The sequence below is a fragment of the Mycobacterium hubeiense genome (assembly GCF_002838065.1).
GTDB classification, from domain to species: Bacteria; Actinomycetota; Actinomycetes; order Mycobacteriales; family Mycobacteriaceae; genus Mycobacterium; species Mycobacterium hubeiense.
This window is the reverse complement of the sequence record NZ_PIZU01000063.1, coordinates 1-18,754: the sequence shown is the minus strand read 5'-3', so window position 1 is coordinate 18,754 and position 18,754 is coordinate 1. Positions and strand designations below refer to the sequence as shown.

General features: G+C 63.0%; 15 protein-coding genes. 5 read left to right on the top strand and 10 right to left on the bottom strand.

The window, feature by feature from the left end; translation table 11 throughout:
- Positions 1-1,812 (bottom strand): DUF1156 domain-containing protein (locus CWS39_RS26540; protein WP_142386953.1); only part of this gene is annotated, 1,812 nt, incomplete at its 3' end.
- Between the two features lie 137 nt (positions 1,813-1,949).
- On the opposite strand from CWS39_RS26540, the gene CWS39_RS26535 reads away from it, so the two are divergent.
- Entirely contained in the window at positions 1,950-2,909 is a 960-nt protein-coding gene (locus CWS39_RS26535; protein WP_233213713.1) for a DUF6615 family protein, read from the top strand.
- On the opposite strand, the gene CWS39_RS26530 is transcribed toward CWS39_RS26535, so the two are convergent.
- Positions 2,897-6,307 carry a helicase-related protein gene (locus CWS39_RS26530; RefSeq protein ID WP_102145863.1) on the bottom strand — a complete coding sequence of 1,137 codons (3,411 nt, stop codon included), beginning with the start codon at positions 6,305-6,307 and terminating at the stop codon, positions 2,897-2,899. The two genes, CWS39_RS26535 and CWS39_RS26530, sit on opposite strands and share 13 nt — an antisense overlap.
- Positions 6,308-6,433: 126 nt before the next feature.
- Here CWS39_RS26530 and CWS39_RS29875 point away from each other — a divergent pair, with 126 nt between their 5' ends.
- Both CWS39_RS29875 and CWS39_RS29870 read left to right on the top strand, forming a co-directional pair.
- A complete protein-coding gene (locus tag CWS39_RS29875; protein WP_233213712.1) occupies positions 6,434-7,756 on the top strand; it encodes a hypothetical protein in 1,323 nt (440 codons plus the stop codon).
- Positions 7,753-9,912, top strand: coding sequence for a DEAD/DEAH box helicase (locus CWS39_RS29870; protein ID WP_233213711.1), 2,160 nt, complete (start codon positions 7,753-7,755; stop codon positions 9,910-9,912). Before CWS39_RS29875 ends, CWS39_RS29870 begins: the two co-directional genes overlap by 4 nt.
- A 13-nt stretch (positions 9,913-9,925) precedes the next feature.
- On the opposite strand, the gene CWS39_RS26520 is transcribed toward CWS39_RS29870, so the two are convergent.
- From CWS39_RS26520 to CWS39_RS26490, 7 genes are all read right to left on the bottom strand, one after another.
- On the bottom strand, positions 9,926-10,240 hold the full coding sequence (locus CWS39_RS26520; protein WP_142386952.1) for a hypothetical protein: 315 nt from the start codon (positions 10,238-10,240) through the stop codon (positions 9,926-9,928).
- 2 nt (positions 10,241-10,242) lie between these two features.
- Positions 10,243-11,151 carry a TniQ family protein gene (locus CWS39_RS26515; RefSeq protein ID WP_102145861.1) on the bottom strand — a complete coding sequence of 303 codons (909 nt, stop codon included), beginning with the start codon at positions 11,149-11,151 and terminating at the stop codon, positions 10,243-10,245.
- A 9-nt stretch (positions 11,152-11,160) separates the two neighbouring features.
- Entirely contained in the window at positions 11,161-12,192 is a 1,032-nt protein-coding gene (locus CWS39_RS26510; protein WP_102145860.1) for a TniB family NTP-binding protein, read from the bottom strand.
- A 7-nt stretch (positions 12,193-12,199) separates the two neighbouring features.
- The gene (locus CWS39_RS26505; protein WP_233213710.1) at positions 12,200-14,263 is read right to left on the bottom strand and encodes a Mu transposase C-terminal domain-containing protein; all 2,064 of its coding nucleotides are present in this window, start codon (positions 14,261-14,263) and stop codon (positions 12,200-12,202) included.
- Entirely contained in the window at positions 14,260-14,847 is a 588-nt protein-coding gene (locus CWS39_RS26500) for a TnsA-like heteromeric transposase endonuclease subunit (RefSeq protein ID WP_158240416.1), read from the bottom strand. The genes CWS39_RS26505 and CWS39_RS26500 overlap by 4 nt, the downstream gene beginning before the upstream one ends.
- Complete coding sequence (locus CWS39_RS29030) at positions 14,786-15,109, bottom strand: hypothetical protein (protein ID WP_158240415.1); 324 nt, start codon at positions 15,107-15,109, stop codon at positions 14,786-14,788. The genes CWS39_RS26500 and CWS39_RS29030 overlap by 62 nt, the downstream gene beginning before the upstream one ends.
- 918 nt (positions 15,110-16,027) lie before the next feature.
- Complete coding sequence (locus CWS39_RS26490) at positions 16,028-16,600, bottom strand: TetR/AcrR family transcriptional regulator (protein WP_102145857.1); 573 nt, start codon at positions 16,598-16,600, stop codon at positions 16,028-16,030.
- A 100-nt stretch (positions 16,601-16,700) separates the two neighbouring features.
- On the opposite strand from CWS39_RS26490, the gene CWS39_RS26485 reads away from it, so the two are divergent.
- Together CWS39_RS26485 and CWS39_RS26480 are read left to right on the top strand one after the other, a co-directional pair.
- Positions 16,701-17,660, top strand: coding sequence for an NADP-dependent oxidoreductase (locus CWS39_RS26485; RefSeq protein WP_102145856.1), 960 nt, complete (start codon positions 16,701-16,703; stop codon positions 17,658-17,660).
- Between the two features lie 76 nt (positions 17,661-17,736).
- On the top strand, positions 17,737-18,171 hold the full coding sequence (locus tag CWS39_RS26480) for a nuclear transport factor 2 family protein (protein ID WP_158240414.1): 435 nt from the start codon (positions 17,737-17,739) through the stop codon (positions 18,169-18,171).
- 334 nt (positions 18,172-18,505) lie between these two features.
- On the opposite strand, the gene CWS39_RS26475 is transcribed toward CWS39_RS26480, so the two are convergent.
- Positions 18,506-18,754, bottom strand: a 249-nt coding sequence (locus tag CWS39_RS26475; RefSeq protein WP_142386950.1) for a DUF742 domain-containing protein, incomplete at its 5' end; no start/stop codon positions are given.

Genomic DNA, 18,754 nt, shown 5'->3' with positions numbered 1-18,754 from the left:
GATCGTCACCCAAATTCCACGCGACTCGGGACATGCTCGAAAGCCATCCTCGAAGAACTGATGTGCGCCGCTCCTGCCGCCGTGACGATATGGATTGGCCACGAGTTCCTCGGTTTTGGGAACCAACATTGTGCTGAGCAGTTGGGGGTGAATGGAACGCAGCGATCGGCGCAGCCAGATATAGAAGAAGTCGGATAGATCTGAATAACCGATGTTGTCGTAGTACGGCGGATCGGTTGATACGAGATAACCGCTGTATCCGCGCTCCGCTGCTGAGGCCTGGCCGACGACTCCAGGAACACCACCGGACGACTTATCTAGCACACGGCTAATCCATAGAAGATCTTCCTCGAAATCTCCGCCTGAGCCGCCCCAGGGGTTCGACTCGGCATAATCCCAACTCATGGGAAGTGCTTGGCGCGCGAATACGCTTCGCACCGCCTCCATCTTCGTGCTGGAGTCCCACGAGCATATGGTGCTCGCCTTATTGGTCATACGGCTGATCGCGAAGCCGAGATATGTCGCAACGGCATCGGCGTATGCCGCAGCACCTGTGCCGCCGGCTTCGAGACGAACGCCTTCGGGCGTGCCGGCGGCGAGGGCGTCGGACAGCACTCGTTCACGGACCTCCGCGACGAGGTCGCTGAATGTGGTGAGCGCGGTGAGTTGCCGCGCCGTAAATAGGTCAGCGAACGTCGTCATGCCGTAATTCGGTGTCTTGAAGTCTCGTGGATTGTCCGCGAGGTCACCACTTGGCACACTGTCAGGGCGCTTGACCGAAGCGGCCGATTCATGCTCGACTGTGGGATCCAGGTAGATGCGCGCGCGATTGCCTTCGGCGACAGTTGCCATGAGCTGAGCATCCAAACGTCCGGCCCGTCCCTCGGTGCGGATGTACTTCAATTCCACGGCCGATCCACATCCGATGCACGTAGCGCCGGTGCGGCCCACAGTGCCGTCGTTGGCTGCGGTAGGAGCGCGCTTGGGGTCATGTCCGATCGTAAAGCGAACGGTGCTGTCGACTACGGACGGCACCACGTAGGCTTCCTTCCCCTTCTTCTTGCCGAGCGACCAGGAGCGCACGAGCGGCATCGCGATGCCGCAGGCGGGGTTGGGGCAGGTGACTGTGCGCGCCCAGATCCAGGCGATTACGGTCGCCTGCGAGCCGTCTGACAAGGTGGCCTTGGGGTAGAGGTGTCCGATGCGTTTTTCGGCTTCGTGTCGCATCCATTGGCCGTAGCGGCGGACGTCCTCGGCCATTCCGGTCGCAGCCGGCCACGGATGGGAGAGTTGGTCCTTGGCGACGTCGGGGGACACCGGCGCCCTCCCGGCGAACTTCGGCGGAATCTCAATCAACGCCTTGTTGATTAGTACCGCAACAGGATTCAGGTCGGATGCGTGCGCCTCCAACCCGAGGCGCTGTGCCTCCAGCGGGATGGTTCCACCGCCGGCGAAGGGGTCGAGGATCGGCGGTGGATTGCCGCCGGTGGATTTGAGGATCTCGGAGTGGGCTTCAGCGAACAGCTTCTCGTCGCGAATATTCTCCCAGACGACGAGCCGCTCGATAAGTTTGTGTAGCCGTTCGCGCTCCTTGCGTTGCAACTCCTCAGTCGGGAACTCCTCGAGATTCGACGACGGGTCGTCGACGAGCTGCGCGAACAGCACCGCACGGGCAGCAGCGAGGGGGCGTCGGGCCCACCACAGGTGCAGCGTGGAGGGATGACCGTGCCGAATCGACTTCTCACGGGCCGACTCTCGGTTGATCACCTCGAGAGGAAGTGCCACCTCGATCAACTTGCGCTTCTGAACCACATCGACCCTTCTGCCCAGCTCTCGGGCATGACCACGCGGCGCCGCGGCGCCACTGCCTGCTGAAACCCATCGACAGTGCGCGACGACACCTGGCTCATCCCGCAGGCTCGACCTATCGCATATGCGAGTATTCGGCCGTGGCGACGGTGGAGACGGCGTTCAGGCGGGCGCGAGAGCATTCCGTGCAGCACATGGCGGCTTGTGAGCGAGCATTTCTGCCGTGGGGTGAAACGGCTGTCACCGAGATCGTGATCTCCCGCGCCGCTACGGCCGTCAGCGTGGTTCCGTTCACTCAGCCCGCAGAAGCCACCAGCGGCGCCGACTGGATCTGGTGGTGGGTGGACGCCGACTCCGCCTACGGGATGCTCGTGCAGGCAAAGCGTCTGACGGTGCACGAAAGCAATTGGCGATTCGATTTCGGATACCGCACCACCGCGGGCGGTCAGGAGTCGATCCTGAGGGCGACAGCGGCGAGTCTGAACCTGGTGCCGGTGTACGCGCTCTACCTCGGTACAGGCGGCTACCGAAACTGGGAGCCGTGCCCCGACGATCACCGAGTGATGCGCTGCACATCGTGCGTGAAACGCTCTATTTCCCTGATGCCGGCTCTGCTGGCCGACCCGGCGATCGTCAACGATTCGGTGACCACGTACGAACGCTCGGTTGCGCTTGAAGAGCTGTGGAAGCCGAGTTCGACACGAACGCTGCTCATCCCCACGCTGGTGGAGGATATGGACCCTGAGCTCATCAACTTTCTGCTGACCCCTCAGTCGGGAGTCCGGCAAGTGGCAAAGTCGATGATCGACCAACTTCTCAGGGCGCGTGCGGGGCAGTTCACTGCGGTTTCGCCGTCCGCTCCGAGCATCGTGCGCAGTGGCGGTCATGACCGCCTTGGACCCGTCTTCCCAGACTTGCCCTCTGATAGTGGCCACTGGGGAGTTCCCTACTTCCAGCACGCGCTCGAACCTCTGCGCCACGCTCCGCCCGACTACGTGCTCGAAATCCAGTCGGGGGAGTTCGACGCCGACGAAGTGGCGTCGAACATGCCCGACGATGTGACAGGAGTCATTGTTGTGCGGCTGCCTCAAAATGGCTGAGTCCCCTTCGCCCACATTTTCGCCCAATCACCGCGGATGCCGGTCGAGGCGAAATCACCCAGATCCGTTGATGCGAACGGGTTGTCGAGGTAGCGCACTTCATCATGGTCCGGGCCTCGCGGATCAACCCTGACCAAGGCAAGCCGGTAGCGTGGGGCCGCGTTCTTGCCGACCATCACCTCGTTGTGCGTGACAAAGAAGTCCGCGGCACCCTCCAGTCGGGCCTTGACTTCGATGCGGTAGGTGCCGCCACTCACGTCCGAGGACAGGATGTCGAATCCCTTGTTGTTGAAGGCCTGTTCGATCGGTCTACGGCCAAGCGCTCGTTCCGTCACCATCACCAGATCGACACCGCGCCGCTCGACCTCCTTGGTCTCCTTGGCATGGATCGGCGCTGACGCCGGAAGTTCGCCATCAACCATAGCTACGGGTAAGACAAGCGCGGCAGTGACGATTCTGGGTGGCTTGATCGACATGAGCGACTGCTTGTCGAGCAGTTCAAGCCGGTTTCGTAGGCGAGCGTCGAGTTCCACCGCCTTGCGGTTGAGGCTCTCGGCCGACTCCTTCGGCTTTTCGCCGGTCTGCTCCTTCTCCGCGGCCACCGCAGCATCGAGGAGCATCCGATCCCGTTCGCCTTCAAGGCGTTTCACGACTAGATCGCGGCACTTGGCGAGTTCGGCGGCACGCCGTGGTTGTACTTCGGCCAGATACTCGGGAAGTTGGGTCGTGATGATCCAGCTGTTCGCGCGGTCTTCGGCGTCGGCCAACCAGGGGAGCTGGCGAGCCGTAGCGACGGCTGGTGTGTCGGGTGCGGCGACGCAATCGAGATAGGGGGCCGGCCCTGCGGGCGTCACGGTGCCGAGGCTGTCGACATAGGCGTAGCCAAATCGTCGGGACACCGCAGCGCCAGTGGCGTCGGCGACCTCTTCGACAACGCCGACGAGCAGGTGAGGCTCCTCCAGCGTCGCTGATACCAGCACGGTGCCGCTGTTTAGTGTGCCGCCAAAGTGTCGTATCGCTTCGTCCATCACTGCGTCGTGCAGCGGGTGTCCCAGTGCGAGCAGGTCGGCGCGTGCCAGCTCTTCGGAGTGCACATGTTCAAGGTCGAAGGCGACGCGGTCATACTTGGTGGCGATCGGCTGGTACTTGCTGGCCCTGAGTTGTGCCGGCACGTTGGCGATTTCGTAGCGACCGCGTTCACGTTTGGCGATACGGCCACCGAGTCGAGTGAATGCCGCCTTGAACGCGAGTTCGATGTAGTGCGGCTGGAGTCGGCGGGCGCGGGCCTCGTCCATGGCGGCGCGAAGCTTGGCGAGGTCAGCGTCGGCGAGGTGGTCTGAGGCGAGTGCTCGTTCGTCGAGCAGTTCCTTGAGCCCGTCGGATACTTTGTGGTCGATGACTTCGTGCATCTTGGCGCGAACTTCGGGAAGTTCGCCATACCGGATCGCGTCCAGAAGCAGTTCTCGCAGGGGAGTCTCCGAGAATGCTTCCCCGAGGACGTCGAAGACTTTGCCGCCATAGGCTTTTCGCTGTTCTTCGATCTTGGCAAGCAGCCGGACAAAGACGTCACCTTCGCGGGTGTTGCTGGCGACGATGTTCCAGAGGCGGCAGACTTCCTCCTGGCCGATGCGGTGGATACGGCCGAAGCGCTGCTCGATCCGGTTGGGGTTCCACGGCAGGTCGTAGTTGACCATGAGGTGGGCAGCTTGCAGGTTGAGGCCTTCGCCGGCGGCATCGGTGGCCAGCAGGATCTGGCAGTCCCTGTTCTTGGTGAATTCCTCGGTGATCGTTCGGCGCTCTCTGCGGCGCACTCCGCCGTGGATCGCCTGCACGGCGTTGGGCTTGCCGATTAGCGTCCGGATGCGACCGGCCAGGTAGTCGAGGGTGTCGCGGTGCTCAGTGAAGATGATCAGCTTGCGCGGCCAGCCGTTCGCGTCGACGGTCAGCGCCTCGTCCTGCAGGATGCGGCTCAACTCGGTCCACCTGCGGTCGGTGCCCGAATCGCGAACCAGCTTGGCGACCGTCGTCAGCTCGGCTAGTTCGAGCAGTTCGGCATCAAGTTCCTCGACTGTCTGCGCAGCGGTGGCGGCGTCGAGCAGCTCCTCTTCGAGCTCCTCGATCTGCTCGGAGCTGTAGTCGTCAGCGTCGAGTCCTTCGACGTCGACGGTCGGCTCCCTGTCGGTGTAGGTGCCGTTGAGAATTTCGAGCTTCTTGCGCTCGAGCCGTTCGGTACGGCGCACGAGGCTCTTGTAGATGGCCTCGGGGCTCGATGCCAGGCGGCGCTGCAACACGGTCAGTGCGAAGCCGACCGTGTTCTTGCGTTTGCCGCCCACCCGGTCGGCACGATTCATGCCCTCGCGGACGTAGGCGGTGACCTGCTCGTAAAGCGAGTACTCCAGTTCGGTGAGTTCGTAGGGCACGGTCTCGGCGCGGCGCTCGGGAAAGAGCTTCTTCCCGTCAAAGGTCAGCAGGTCTTCTTTGACCATGCGGCGCATGATGCCGTCAGTGTTGGCGGTCTTGGTGTTCTTACCTTCGAAGCGATCGCGGTCCAGCAGGGTAAGGAAGAGCTGGAAGTCTTCTTCCTTGCCAGAGTGTGGAGTGGCAGTCATCAGCAACAGGTGCCGGGTGATGCGGCCGAGCATCTCACCGAGCAGGAAGCGCTTTGTCTTTTCCAGCTTGCCCCCGAAATAGTGGGCACCCATTCGGTGGGCTTCGTCGACGATGATCAGGTCCCACTCGGTCTCCTTGAGCTGGGCCTGAAGCTCCTCGTTGCGCGACAGCTGGTCCATCCGCGCGATCAGCAGCGGGTTGCTTTCGAAGACGTTGAGGTTGACGTTGGCGTCGATGAGCTGGTTGGTCAGCAGGTCGAAGCACAGCCCGAACTTGAAGAACAGTTCGTCCTGCCACTGCTCCACCAGACCGCCGGGCGCGACGATCAGGCATTGGCGCACGTCGTCGCGAAGTAGCAGCTCTTTGATGTAAAGGCCGGCCATGATGGTCTTGCCGGCGCCGGGGTCGTCGGCGAGCAGGAACCGTAGCGGCGTGCGGGGGAGAAGCTCGCCGTAGACCGCGCGGATTTGATGGGGGAGCGGTCGGACGTCGCTGGTGGCCACGGCCAACATCGGGTCGAACAATCCGGCCAGGGTGATCCGTTGGGCCTCGGCGACCATTTTGAAGTCGGTGGCGTTGGCGTCGAACGCCCGGCTTCCGGTCTGGGCGACGGTGAGGTTGTCCTGGTCCTTGCGGAACACCACCTGCTGGCCGAGCGCACCGTCGTTGGTCTTATAGGTCAGCTCCAAAGCGTCGGTGCCGTGCCATTGAGCAAAGATCACTGTGATCACCTGCGCTGGGATCAACCCGTCGATGCGCAGGCCAGGCTTCAACTCTTCCAGCAGCACTGTTTGTCCTCCCCGGTAGATAGCTGACCCACGCTAGTCGACCTCCCCGACAATATCCGGGGTAGTCCGCGAATCGTCGCTAGGTCCGCTAATCTCCCGCAGGAAGCGAGTCGAGCAACGGGGACCATGAGCAGCGACGCACCGCCGTCAACATCGGCGATTGGTGATGAAGTACGAGGGTGGGTAGACGCCGCCAAGGCGGTGGCAGTCGCACGCCACGAGATTGCTAGCGCGGCGGCCACGCAGTCCGCTGGGCTGCGAGCGCGCACGGCGAAGGCGCTGCGCAACAATCGCTACCTCTGGCACGTCATCCCGCTTCGCGCCGACGATCTGCCGCTTGTCCACACCATGGCCAGGGCATCCTGCCTCCCGTCAATTTCTCCAGACGTCCAGCGAGAACTTGACCGGCTCACCACCGAAGTCGCGGCGGCCACGGAGGACCTGAGGAAAGTCACGGGGTTCGGTCGCCTCCTGCTGTTCGGCGGAACCCGCGACAAAGCCAATCAAGCGGCGCAGTTCCTCGCCGACTACCGACGGTGGTTCCTGACTAGCGGTGTTGGACAGGCGATCGACCAGGCCAAGCCGGTCGATGATCCTCGGATCCGCGCCCTCACTGTCCGCGACGTCCTGACCGACTGGGTGGGCTTCAAACAGCAGCTGCCCGACAACGGCCAAACTGCCGAGCTGGTCGACTCGACGACGTTTGCGATCCTGCCGAACGCCACCGCCGTCATCCACCGTGCGGCTAGTGAAGAGTCCAAGCTGCGCAAAGCAGCGGTCGACGCGGGAAACGCCGTCCGCGCCAGAGAGACCGATCGCATGCTGGCCGACATGTCAGTGGAACGGCTTCGCGAAGCCACCCGCGACAAGATCCGCATCGGCGCTCTAGCCGACAACGGCATCACCACTGTCCTCGCGGTCTTGGCTAACGAAGGCATTCTCGAGCACTTCGACGGCATCGGGGAAACCTCCGCAACCCGCATTCGCGCAGCCGCCCGGACACTGCGGCAGAACACCTACGACGAGATGCCGATGCGCATCGACATCAAGAATCGCACCCCGGAGCACACCGACTTCCTTCGGCACCTGCGCGGGTGGGACGCGGCGCGTAGGGCCACCGCTTCGTCGGCGGACATGGCAATCGTCGAAGAGTTGGCGCCCGTCGCGGATGTCATCGACAACGCGGTCACCCACGCCATAGTCGTCCCCACCGCCTTGTCGACCGTCGCGGACTTCCGGGACGCCGTTCAGATAGTCGCCCGAGCTGCCCGAGCGATCGCCGACGCGCAAGACGCCGCGACAATCGGCGATCCCTGGGAGGACTTTCTCACCGGCCAGCCGACTACTTCGCACTACTGGCTGAACTGGGATTCATCACCGAGGACGACGAGAAGACCCATGGTGACCTACCTACCGAAATCATCGAAGCAGTACGTGATTTCGAGTTGAAGGGCGACTACCTCACTGCATCGCTTCGCGGCTACCAGAGCTTTGCGGCACGTTTCGCGCTGGTCCAGCGCAAGGTCATCATCGGAGACGAGATGGGCCTGGGCAAGACCGTCGAGGCCATTGCGACGCTGGCGCACCTGCGAGCAAAGGGCGACAACAATTTCCTGGTCGTGTGCCCCGCGGCCGTGGTGACCAACTGGGTTCGCGAGGTCAGCGCGAAGTCGAAACTGCCCGCACACCGTCTGCACGGCCCCGACCGGCAATGGGCGGCGAAGAACTGGCAACGCGACGGCGGCGTGGGCGTCACGACCTTCGATACGCTGCGATGGCTCAACGATGAGGTGTCGATCCCGGCGCTTAGTTGCGTGGTCGTCGACGAGGCGCATTACATCAAGAATCCCGACGCGCTTCGCACGCAACGAACCGCGCAGCTCATCGACTCGTGTGAACGGGCGATTCTGCTCACCGGCACGCCACTGGAGAATCGACTTGACGAGTTCCGCAACCTCGTCGGTTACCTCCGCCCGGACCTCGTGTTGGATGCGAACGAATTCGCGCCGAAGAAGTTTCGCCGCCAGGTAGCGCCGGCATACCTGCGTCGCAACCAAGAAGATGTCCTCACCGAGCTTCCCGAACTGGTTGAGGTCGATGAGTGGATGCCAATGTCGGGCGACGACGCCGCGGCGTACCGCTCCGCCGTGGAGCAGCGCAACTTCATGGCGATGCGCCAGGCCACGATGAAGCAGGGAATCAAATCGACCAAGATGCAACGCCTGGTCGAGATCGTTCAAGAGGCAGAGGCCAACGGCCGCCGCGTCGTCGTCTTTTCGCACTTCCTCGATATTTTGAGCGACGTTGCACGGCACATGCCGGGCCGGGTCTTTGGACCACTGACCGGCTCGGTCGCCGCCAGCCAACGCCAGGTAATGGTCGACGACTTCTCCGCCGCCAACAAGGGCGCCGTGCTGGTCGCCCAAATCGTCGCTGGCGGAGTGGGTCTCAACATCCAGGCGGCCTCGGTAGTTGTGATCTGCGAACCGCAGCTCAAACCAACCACCGAGTGGCAAGCCATCGCCCGAGCGCACCGCATGGGCCAGCTTGAATCCGTTCAAGTCCACCGACTTCTCTCCGACGAAGGAGTCGACCAGCGGCTCCGCGAGATTCTCGCCACCAAGAAGGAACTCTTCGAAAGCTTTGCCCGCGAAAGCGAAACCGCAGCAATCGCCCCGGAAGCCTACGATGTCACCGAGGCCGAGCTCGCACGCGACATCATCGCTGCCGAACGCGAGCGGCTTTTCGGTCAATCGGTGAAACCGGCGTCCTCCACAGCACCAATTGAGCCACCGAAGACGTCGCCCGCGAATGAGAAGCCCACCGTATCTCGACCGGCAACGACCACGACAGAATCCATCAGACCGACTGCACCAGCGACTCGTCACCACGCTGTGAGACCTGTACCGCCAGTGCAGAACTCGACTCATTCGGAAAGCCTCCAGGACCGACCGTGTCCCGTGGTTCCAGAACGCCATCAATCACCGGCTCCAACTAACGATGCGCGGCCGCAGACCTCCAGCTCTGCACCTCCCGCGCTGCAGGCGTATCCCGTTTTCTCTGAGCCCTTATCACCGATCTCGCAGACACCAGCAGACCGCATCATCGACAACATCGTCCGCATCGTGGGTGCGGAAGGCCCTCTGACTGGGTGGCGGCTGCACCAGGTCTACCAAAAGTGCGCGACGGGCCGAGAGTCTCACGATGAGTTCTCGCGTCTGCTCAATCGGGCTATTTCAGCTGCCGAACGGCAGCAGCGGATCGTCTCGGAAAACCCAATGAATCAGTCCGGCAACAAACCACGGACTTTCAGACTGCGGAACCAGTCATCAACCGTCGCACGCGAACTCGGCCCCCGGACCATCGATATTGTGCCTCCGAGGGAGGTGCAGCAGTACTGCCGCACCGTGTCCGCCGGCCAATCGCTATCGGCTGGCGAACTTGTGGAACGGGTGGGCAGACTGCTCCGCAACAAGCAAGTCATGAACGAGCTTCAGAAAGCGGTGCTTGCGGCCCAGCGCATAGATCAGAAGTCCGCTGGCACACGCTCAGGAGACGCCGTGTGCCCGTCGTGCTTTACGATCCATGCCGGCGAGTGCGCTTGACTACCTTGAAATCTCAGCGCGCCAGCACCGTCGCCCAATGCTCGGCTTGTTCGGCGGCGTCGAGCAGAATCCGTGCTAGCGCTCGTGTTTGTTCCGCGGACAGCGGACCATTACCAGCGATGTCAAGGTAGATCTCGACGAAGTCATGAGAGCTGAGTTCTCCGTTGGGGTGTTGAATAGCGGACAGGTGTACGCCGACGTCGTAACCCTCGACGCTTTCCTCGTCGGTATAGACGATCCTGTATACCTCGTCGCCATCCGGCTGCCAGTCGGTGCATCCTGCTGCGCCGTGGGGCAGCGCAGGTCCAACTTGATCGACTGTCGTCATCATTATCCCCTCGTGTTCTCTTGATTGCCCTTGCGCTCGAGCTTCTTGACATCCGCTGCCGCCAGCTGACGCAGCCTCCATTCGTAGATCGGATCCGCGGCACGGTAGGGTGCGTCGCCATCCAGGACGAGTTCAACAAGGTCGAGCATGGCCTTGCCGCGTCTTGCTCTGTCTTTCGCGAGCAGCCGCCTGCGCCACGCCGAGTCGCTGAGCACGGTGGCCAGCCGAATGATCTCGGGATACATGGCCGCGTTGCGGCTCGCACTGCCCGCGCCTCGTTGAGCTTCATCGGGTTGAAGTTCGACGAGTCGGAATCCGACCGCTTCCAGCGGTCGCCAGTAGTTCCACTGCTCCACGATGTCGTAGGCGTCGGTGACAGATTGCAGAATCGCGGGCCGGCCATATTGGTGGATGAGACGTTGATGCCGCCGGTGAGCAAGCAGGATATCGGCACGTGAGGCGCCAACGATTTTGACGATCGGGCGGGTTGGGTCGGCACGAAAGGCCGTGCCGTTGAGCCACATGCTGTGGTGGACGCACACCACGCTGTCGTGGGTGGACCACACCTGCGGGAAGGAAATACGTTGCCCGTGCCTGGACGCGCACAGCGGACATCCGGGCCCGACCGATTCCACTTCGCGCTGCAACAACTCAGGATAGGCGTCGGTATCGCCCGCAATTCGCAGTTCGGGCAGCGCGAAGACGAGGGCACGATCGCTCATCGACACGCAAGTGGCCAGAGCGGCTCGCATCGTTGGCCCCCGGCGGCTCAGAAGTGCTTCCAGGCGAGCACGGCTGATGCCGTTCGCCTTCGCCAGTCGGGCGAGGTATTCGGCAAGGACTTCGTTCGGCAGTGGTCTCACCAGACGGGGAAGTGTTGGATTGCCGATGCTGGACGTGAGCGTTGTCATGATCGTGACCTACCCGGCCTTGGGGGTGATCGGGTGGCTGGTTGCGGCCTCCGCTGCGTGGTCGATGATGGCTGTGTCGAGTGCCTCACGCGTGATTGCATCGTCTCCACTGAGGATGGCTGTGATCGCCGCGACTCGGATGAGATGACTCAGACTGCTGATCGACCCACCCGTTCGTTGGTGTAGGTATTTCGAGTTGCGCGTCAGCGTGCCGTCTCGGTGCTTGTACAGGCGCAATGCTGACTCCATTGATGCGACAAGCGATTTCCATTCGTCGTTGAATGGAAAGTTGCCCGTCTTGATCAGAACGGACCGTCCTGAGATCTGCCGGCCGCGGACTCCGGTGAACAGCCCGGAGCGCTCCACATTGATGCCCGCGTAGACAAATGTGGCGGGCATGTGCTCGCTGAAGTACTTCAGATGATCGGACATGTCCTCGCCGGCGGCACTGGCAAGGTTGAGGTTGTGGATCTCGTCGACAATGACGAGTTCGGTCCGGGCCTCGGTGAGCACGTGGCACACGGCATCGGCGATGTCTGTGGTGTTGTGACGTTGCCGCGTAGGAAGTCCGAGGAAGTTGGCGAACTCTGAAGCGAGCTTGCGGGGCGAGCCTTTCGGCGGTGTCGTGATGTAGACGACAGGTATCCGGTCCTGGCCGGGATACCGGCGGCGTACGTTCTGCTCGTGGATCTTTCCGAGCAACTTGATGGTGGTGGTCTTCCCGCTCGCCCACGGCCCTGACACGATCATGGATCGGCGGGCGCCGCATTCACGTTGATTGAGCAGAGTCAGCAGCCGGCCCTGGCGGGTGATGTGGCGGACCGTTGAAGTCTCGATGATGACCAACTCCGAGTGGTAGGCCATGCGTCGGTCATCGAAGGCGAGCTTCTCCGCACCGGTGAGCGTGCTGTAGTAATCGTGATCGGGTAGGTCAAAGATTGCGGGTCTGGCGTCGACGAATCTGCGCCAACCATCAAGCGTTACTGACGGCAGCTGACGGGGGTCGAGGTCGGGCTCGGCCGCCTGCTCATCGACGGTCATCTTCGAATCACCATGTGTCGGACTCCTTCTCGGCGTCGAATACGGGTAATGGGATCACGTCGGCGATATCGTCGTCTTCCTCCGGGGACAGCGGAGCCTTAGGCTGGTTCGCTGCTGGCGGCACTGTGGGTGGTAGTTCCGCCGCCGCCCGCGTCCGGGCGATGGCCCGGCGGTCCTTTGCGGTGCGGCGACGCCGAGTCGGCGGCTCGGGTGCCACGGACGCACGTCCCAAGAGGTCCTCGACTGCGGCCGTGATCGCCTCTTGCGAGGTTCGTCGCTCTCCTCGACTTGTCTCGAGTTGACGTGCATGCTCCCACAGTGACGACCCAAACGGCTGCGGTGCGGTGTGGAGCTGCGTCCAGCAGGCCATCAGGTAGCCCTCGCCGTGGTGGTTGCGAACCCAGATGCGACTGACGTCGTAGGGGTCGTAGTGGACCTGCCACTGCGTGCCCTTGCCGGGTACCCCGGAGATCTCGCCCCGCGCAGCGTCCAAGTCGTCGCTGTCGTAGGTCCGGTAGTCGATGGTGATGCCTGCGGCTGTCACCGTCCGGTACAGGCTGGGTAGGAGCGCGATGTATTGGTCGGAGGTCAACGGCGCGGGGATGTATCCGCTGACGGCGAGCATGGACGCGTACTTCTCGTTCGGGGTCAGCTTTCGTTGCGGGTTCAAGGGGTCCCGCAGTCCATCGTGGGGTCTGTTCTGCCAGGCGACGACGATCCATTCGTCCAGCAGATCCTGAAGCTCTTGCAGTGAGAAAACTGCATTCTGCTCGGCGTTCTTGCCTCGGTTCTCGACCGATGACCCGAGGTAGCCCGTGACGTATTGTGCGAAGAGGGTTTTGACCGATCCCAGGGTGCGTTCGACGATCGGCTTATCGGTGGGCTCGTCCTTGTGCGCAGGCTGCATGCTGATCCCGAGCGATCGGCATGCAGAGCGGAAAGTGCTCGACAGATACACGGCGCCGTTGTCGTACACGATGTTCTCGGGAACGATGACGGGGCGGGCAGCAGCGTGCTCAAGTCTGTCATCGACAGACCGCATTGCGTGGTAGGGCAGGACCGAGTTCGACATTCGGACGGCATCGATCCACCCTGGCCGCATCGGTTCCGGCGTCATCGATTTCGCGACAAGAAGGGATGCGTCTACTGCCTTCGTTGTAGGTCGGAGAACCGCCGCGACGATCGTGCGCGTCGCAGCGTCAATGAGGCCCGTCAGCTCCACCCGGCCCTTCACCGAATCGTCGAGCCGGATGCCGACATCGAATGGCGTGGTGTCGATCTGCATCCACTCACCGGGACGGCTCGCGACGACCTTGCCGAACACGCCCTCCGGCTGATGGCTCTTCGTCTGCCGGGTTCGAGCGGATCCAGTGGCGTGACGCGCCCGGGGGAGCTGCTTCATCAGCCGATGAAACGTGGTGTGAGAAGGTAGTTTCACCCCGTCGCCGAATTTGTCGACGACTCGCCGGTCCACATGCCATTTCAAGGCGATCTCTGTGCGCGTCGACTGCAGTTCGTTTTCGTTGAGCACCTCCAACAGCACGCCCACGTAGCGCCCGTCGACCCGACGGGTGGGCGAGCGCCTACGGTGAAGACGGCCGTCAACCAGTCCAGCTATGCCGGATCGTTCGTAACGGCGACGGAGTTCTTGAAGGTACTTCACGCCCAATGGGGTTCCAGCGGCTTCAAGTTCGGAGCATTTGTTGCGTTCTCGCTGTCCGAGTGATGTCGATCGAATGTCGTATCCGTTCCGTGGAGTGGTCTGCGGCGGTGAGCCGACTGGTATCCCGTCGACCACTTCGGAGATGTGGTGCTCGAGCCAGAGGACGCGCTCCTGGACCCGCCTCGGCAGCGCGGAGAAGTAGTCGGGTGGGATTGGGCGGCGACGAACGCTGGGGGATAGGACGTCGAATGAACTGTCCGCGAACAAGTCCGCAATCTTGACTGCTGCGAGCTGACCGTCCTCGCGACGTAGCTTCGCTATCATTCCGTCGATCGCCACCAGCTCGCAGAACTTGCCGTCGTAGCGACAAAAGTCGCCGATGGCGATTCTGGCGGGCTCAGCAGTCATCGTTTGGCCAACCGGATCAGCGTATGTTCACCGATCGGTGCCGAGTCGACATCGACGTCGATCTCGTGTGTCCAGAGCTGGTGATAGAGAGTGGGTAATACCAATAGCGGTTCGCCCGCCGCGAGGGCGGCTGCGCCGATTGTCTTCGGGTTGTGGGCCAGTAGCGAGGTCAGGTTGGTGACGACGTCCTGCCGTCGATTTCGTGGGTTCCGGTAACCGGCGAGCCAACGCAAGTTCGCGGCTCGGATCGGAGGCTGATCTCCAACACGGCGGTAGGTCCACCCAGACCCAGTACGCCCGCACAGCGCACTGGTCGATTCGAATGCCTCGCGTGCGTCACCGTCCACGAGTCGGTCTGGTCGAACATCCACGACGACGCCGTCGCCGGATCTGGTTCGGAGGAACACATCAGGTGTGTGCTGCCGCTGTTTCCCTGCGTCCGAAGTGAAGCGAAAAGCGAAGGGCTGTACGGATATTCCAATGATGTCTGGATCGAAGTCGGCCGCGATCAGAAAGTCCCGTTCAACCCACGATTCGCCGCAGACCCCACGACAGAAGATCTTTCGCTCGCTTGGCGCGTTCACCGATGAACCCAAGAAACATCGCTCGCATGAGCCCGTGCGCGCCGTCCGGGTACGCGGCCTTGAGCTTGTCCCAATCCACCTCCGAGAAGTCAGGTCGCGAGGCGGGGCCACCTGGAGCGGCCGGCGATGGCATTTTGATGCCGAAGGCCTCCGGACCGGGATCGGTCTCGGGAACCGTAAGACGACGTTGCTTTTCGCGCTCTTGCCGGCGCCGATCCGCCGCCATACGGTCACCACGCTTGGCCATCTGCCCGTCCTTCACCTATTCCGCCGCACAACAAGTCCTCACAATAGGTCTCGGCTCCGACAAGGCCACCGGGCTAATACGACCCAAACCGTCACAGTGACTAAACGCGAGGGTCGCGGTGATGTCATCATTGACAACGTGGGTAGACGCGTCAGCTTGATCCTGAGCGAAGCCGACGAAGCGGTGATATCCCCATACCTCAGTCAGGATTCGCCCGCGGCGGAAGCTCTGCGACGATGGACCAGGCGGCAAGGGTTGGTCCCAGCCGAAATTCCAACGGAAGCCCACGTGCTTCGTGCGCTGCTCAGAGCCGGGGCAGACGCACTGCATGAACAAGCCCTTGATGTTGGCTATGCCCAACTGGCCTCGGACTTTGATGATCTCTCTGCCGACGCGGATAGGCGTGCCGCCCGGGATCGCCATGCGCAAAGGATCCACGACAGCAATGAGGGCGGAGCGTAACCGCCACACGAGGGGCCCGATCGAGAAGCCCAACCCCACTAATACGTCACAGTGACGAATCTGTCGGGCCCGCCGCCGTAGCGACCGAGTGCGGTGCGGGGCGGACCTCGGGCGAAAGCTGATCACGCCACCGGCGCGGAAGCGTCACGAGATGAGACATCCAGTAGGCGAAGGAGTGGAAAGGATCATGCGCTGGTTCTCGAACGAGTGAAAAAGTCAGAGGTCAACTGCAAAACGACATCAGGTCGGCCAATCGTCAAGGGGTGCGAGAACTTTCATCTAATGCAACTCGCAGCAGTTCCACGCCGATAAGCTACATTATGTCAAGTTGAGTGTCCGTTTATTCAATGAATCAAATCCATCCCGATATCCCCCGAACAGCGCTTGGCGCCGCCACCCGGAGCTTCCAGGTGAAAGTCGTTGGCCCACTGCGTTTGTGGGTCCCGCTCGACAAAGGTGCGCCGTGGCGCTTTACGGTCTGGTGCGGAGGCCGTCCATAAGGACGTTCAACAGGCGACTCGCCCGCGCGGCCTGCTCGGGCGGCTTGGCCACGGTGAAGACCCCGATGAGGCCGGCGGCGATGTCCTCGGCGCTGACGTCGGCGCGCAGCTCACCTGTCGTGCGACCGGCGTTGAGGATGTCGTCGATGGCCGCGAGCAGCTCGGTCCGGGTCCGGCCGTGGGCGATCTCGCCGGATTCGACCATCGAGACCAGGGTGTCGAGCATGCCGTTCTTGGTCGCGATCCAGTCGCCGAACAGGTCCATCCAGCGTCGCAATGCCGCCGGCGGGGGAAGCTGTGCGAGCAGGTCGCGCGCGCCTGTCGTGAGTCGCTCGACCTGATCGCGGTAAACCGCGTCGACCAGGGATTCGCGGTTCGGAAAGTGCCGGTAGAGGGTGGCGATGCCGACCCCGGCTTCGCGCGCGATTGCGCGCATCGACGGCTCGGCGTCGGCGGACGCGAACACACGCGTCGCCGCCTCGAGGAGTTGGCCACGGTTGCGGGTCGCGTCCGCGCGCGGCCGACGATCCCCTAAGTCATCCAAAACGGATCACGCTCCGGTTGTGTTACGATGGCTTACGGAAACGGAGCATAGTCCATTTTCGCTCCAAGTATCCCCTGCCAAAGGAGAGACGGGGTTGAGCATGCAGGAACAGCACCTCGATACGTCCCCGACCGCCGGCCGAGCAGTCCGGCTCGAATCGTTCGGCGGCCCCGAGGTCTTGACCGTCAGCCAAGTGCCGGCGCCGCAGGCCGGCGCGGGACGTATCCGCGTGCGAGTCAGGAGCGCCGGACTGAACCCGATGGACTGGTTCATGACCTCCGACGAGGAAACCGCCGCCCGGTTCGGGCTGAGCCTGCCGTGCGGATTTGGCACCGACTACGCCGGGGTCGTCGACCAGGTCGGTGACGGTGTGACCGGCTTCGCGGTGGGCGACCGGGTGTTCGGCGGCGCCCTGTCCCGCGCGGTCGCCGACTACGTCGTCGTCGACGTCGCGGGAACCGTCGCGGCGGGCGGCGAAGCGCACCACACCCCCGACGGCGTCGACGACCGCACCGCCGCCACTCTCACCATCGCAGGGTCCACGGCCGCCGCCGCGCTCGCCGTCGTCAACCCCGGCCCGGGCGACACCCTGCTCATCGGCGGCGCGGGAGGCGGGGTCGGTGTGTTCGCTGTCCAGCTCGCGCGCATCGCGGGCGCCCGGGTGATCGGGACGGGATCGGCGTCGTCGGCCGACGCGCTCCGTGCCCTCGGGGTCGAGCCGGTTGCCTACGGCGACGGCCTGGTCGAGCGGGTCCGCGCTCTGGCTCCCGCCGGCGTCACAGCCGCGATCGACCTGCACGGGGTAGAGACGGTGCAGGCGGCACGGGAACTCGGCGTGCCCGACGAGCGGATCACCACCATCGCCGCGCAGGTCGATGGCATCACTCCGGCCAACGGCGCCAACGCAGCTCCCGGCGCAATCGAGGAGATCGCCCGACTTGTCGCGTCGGGCCGGCTTCGGGTGCCCATCGCGTCGAGTTTCCCGATGGAGCAGATCCGCGCAGCGGTCGAGCTTCAAGCCGGCCGGCACGTACACGGCAAAGTCGTCATCGACATCTAGGCATCGCCGATCCGCGCGACCTGACCGCGCCAGTCCCCAACCCCCCACCAAGAGATCCCAATTGTCGGAGAAGATGATGAGCACAGAACGACAAATCGAAGAGATCCTCGCCCGCTACGTGCGCGCCAGCGACAACCGCGACGGCGCCGCACAGGCCGCACTGTTCGCCCCGGGAGCCGTAATCCAGATGTGGAGCAGGACGGTGGACGGGAGATATGTCGAAGCCGCGCCGGAGTTCCACACCGAGGACATCGAGCATGCTGTCGCGACAATGATCAAGCCCCATCCGCCGGGCGGGTTCAGTCACCACGTGACCACGGATCACATTGTGACGGTCGACGATGAGAAGGCGCATATCAGTGCCCAATTCATCGTCTACGAAGTACGAACCGCCCCCGAACCGCCGGTCCGGCCGGTCGAGTCCGGATATTTCGAAATAGACCTTGAACTGCGCGACAACGCTTGGAAGATCGTCCGCAGCGACGTCAAGATGGACTTACCGCTGTCCTGAACAATTCTCTCGGCCTCGCCCTTTACTGCGCATCGCACTGCACCCCAACTGCTTTCATTCAATGTGACATCCGCGGTTGCTTGCAGCAAAAACGACAGCAATAGCCGACGACCCGTGGAGTCATCCGTGCCAGCGGTCGGAGAATTGACTCTGGGCCGGAGCCGTCCAGCAATCAGTGGCCCACCCAACCCTGCCCGCTAATTCGAGCCAGGGCGTCCCGCGCGCTGCTTTTCGACAGCTCGGGGTTAGTGCGTAAGCGCTGAATTCGCCCTCGGCGGTGCTCTTGATGGCTCTCCAGCCATGCGTCACCCCACCCCCGCACGTAACGCAGCCCTCAGAGTGCGCGGAGGCCCTGCAGGGTCCTAGAAATCAGTTCACGTCGTTCGTCGATCGTCATCGAGTCAGCGTGTGGGGCGTGCACCCGCAGAAATCCCTGCTTCACCAGGTCGCCGACCAGGAACCGCGTCGCACCGAGCGGCAAGGACAGCCGAGCGGCGATCTCGGCGACCGAGTGGCTGTGCACGCAAAACCTCAGGATCTGCCCCCGCACATCATTTCTCGGCCAGCGAGCCGGCTTCGCGGT

Excerpts from the sequence above, each read along its gene's own strand:
- CWS39_RS26510 (WP_102145860.1), bottom strand. The coding sequence starts at position 12,192 with ATGACCGTCGATGAGCAGGCGGCCGAGCCCGACCTCGACCCCCGTCAG.
- CWS39_RS26520 (WP_142386952.1), bottom strand. The coding sequence starts at position 10,240 with ATGACGACAGTCGATCAAGTTGGACCTGCGCTGCCCCACGGCGCAGCA.
- CWS39_RS26505 (WP_233213710.1), bottom strand. The coding sequence starts at position 14,263 with ATGACTGCTGAGCCCGCCAGAATCGCCATCGGCGACTTTTGTCGCTAC.
- CWS39_RS26480 (WP_158240414.1), top strand. The coding sequence starts at position 17,737 with ATGAGCACAGAACGACAAATCGAAGAGATCCTCGCCCGCTACGTGCGC.
- CWS39_RS26515 (WP_102145861.1), bottom strand. The coding sequence starts at position 11,151 with ATGACAACGCTCACGTCCAGCATCGGCAATCCAACACTTCCCCGTCTG.
- CWS39_RS29875 (WP_233213712.1), top strand. The coding sequence starts at position 6,434 with ATGAGCAGCGACGCACCGCCGTCAACATCGGCGATTGGTGATGAAGTA.
- CWS39_RS26485 (WP_102145856.1), top strand. The coding sequence starts at position 16,701 with ATGCAGGAACAGCACCTCGATACGTCCCCGACCGCCGGCCGAGCAGTC.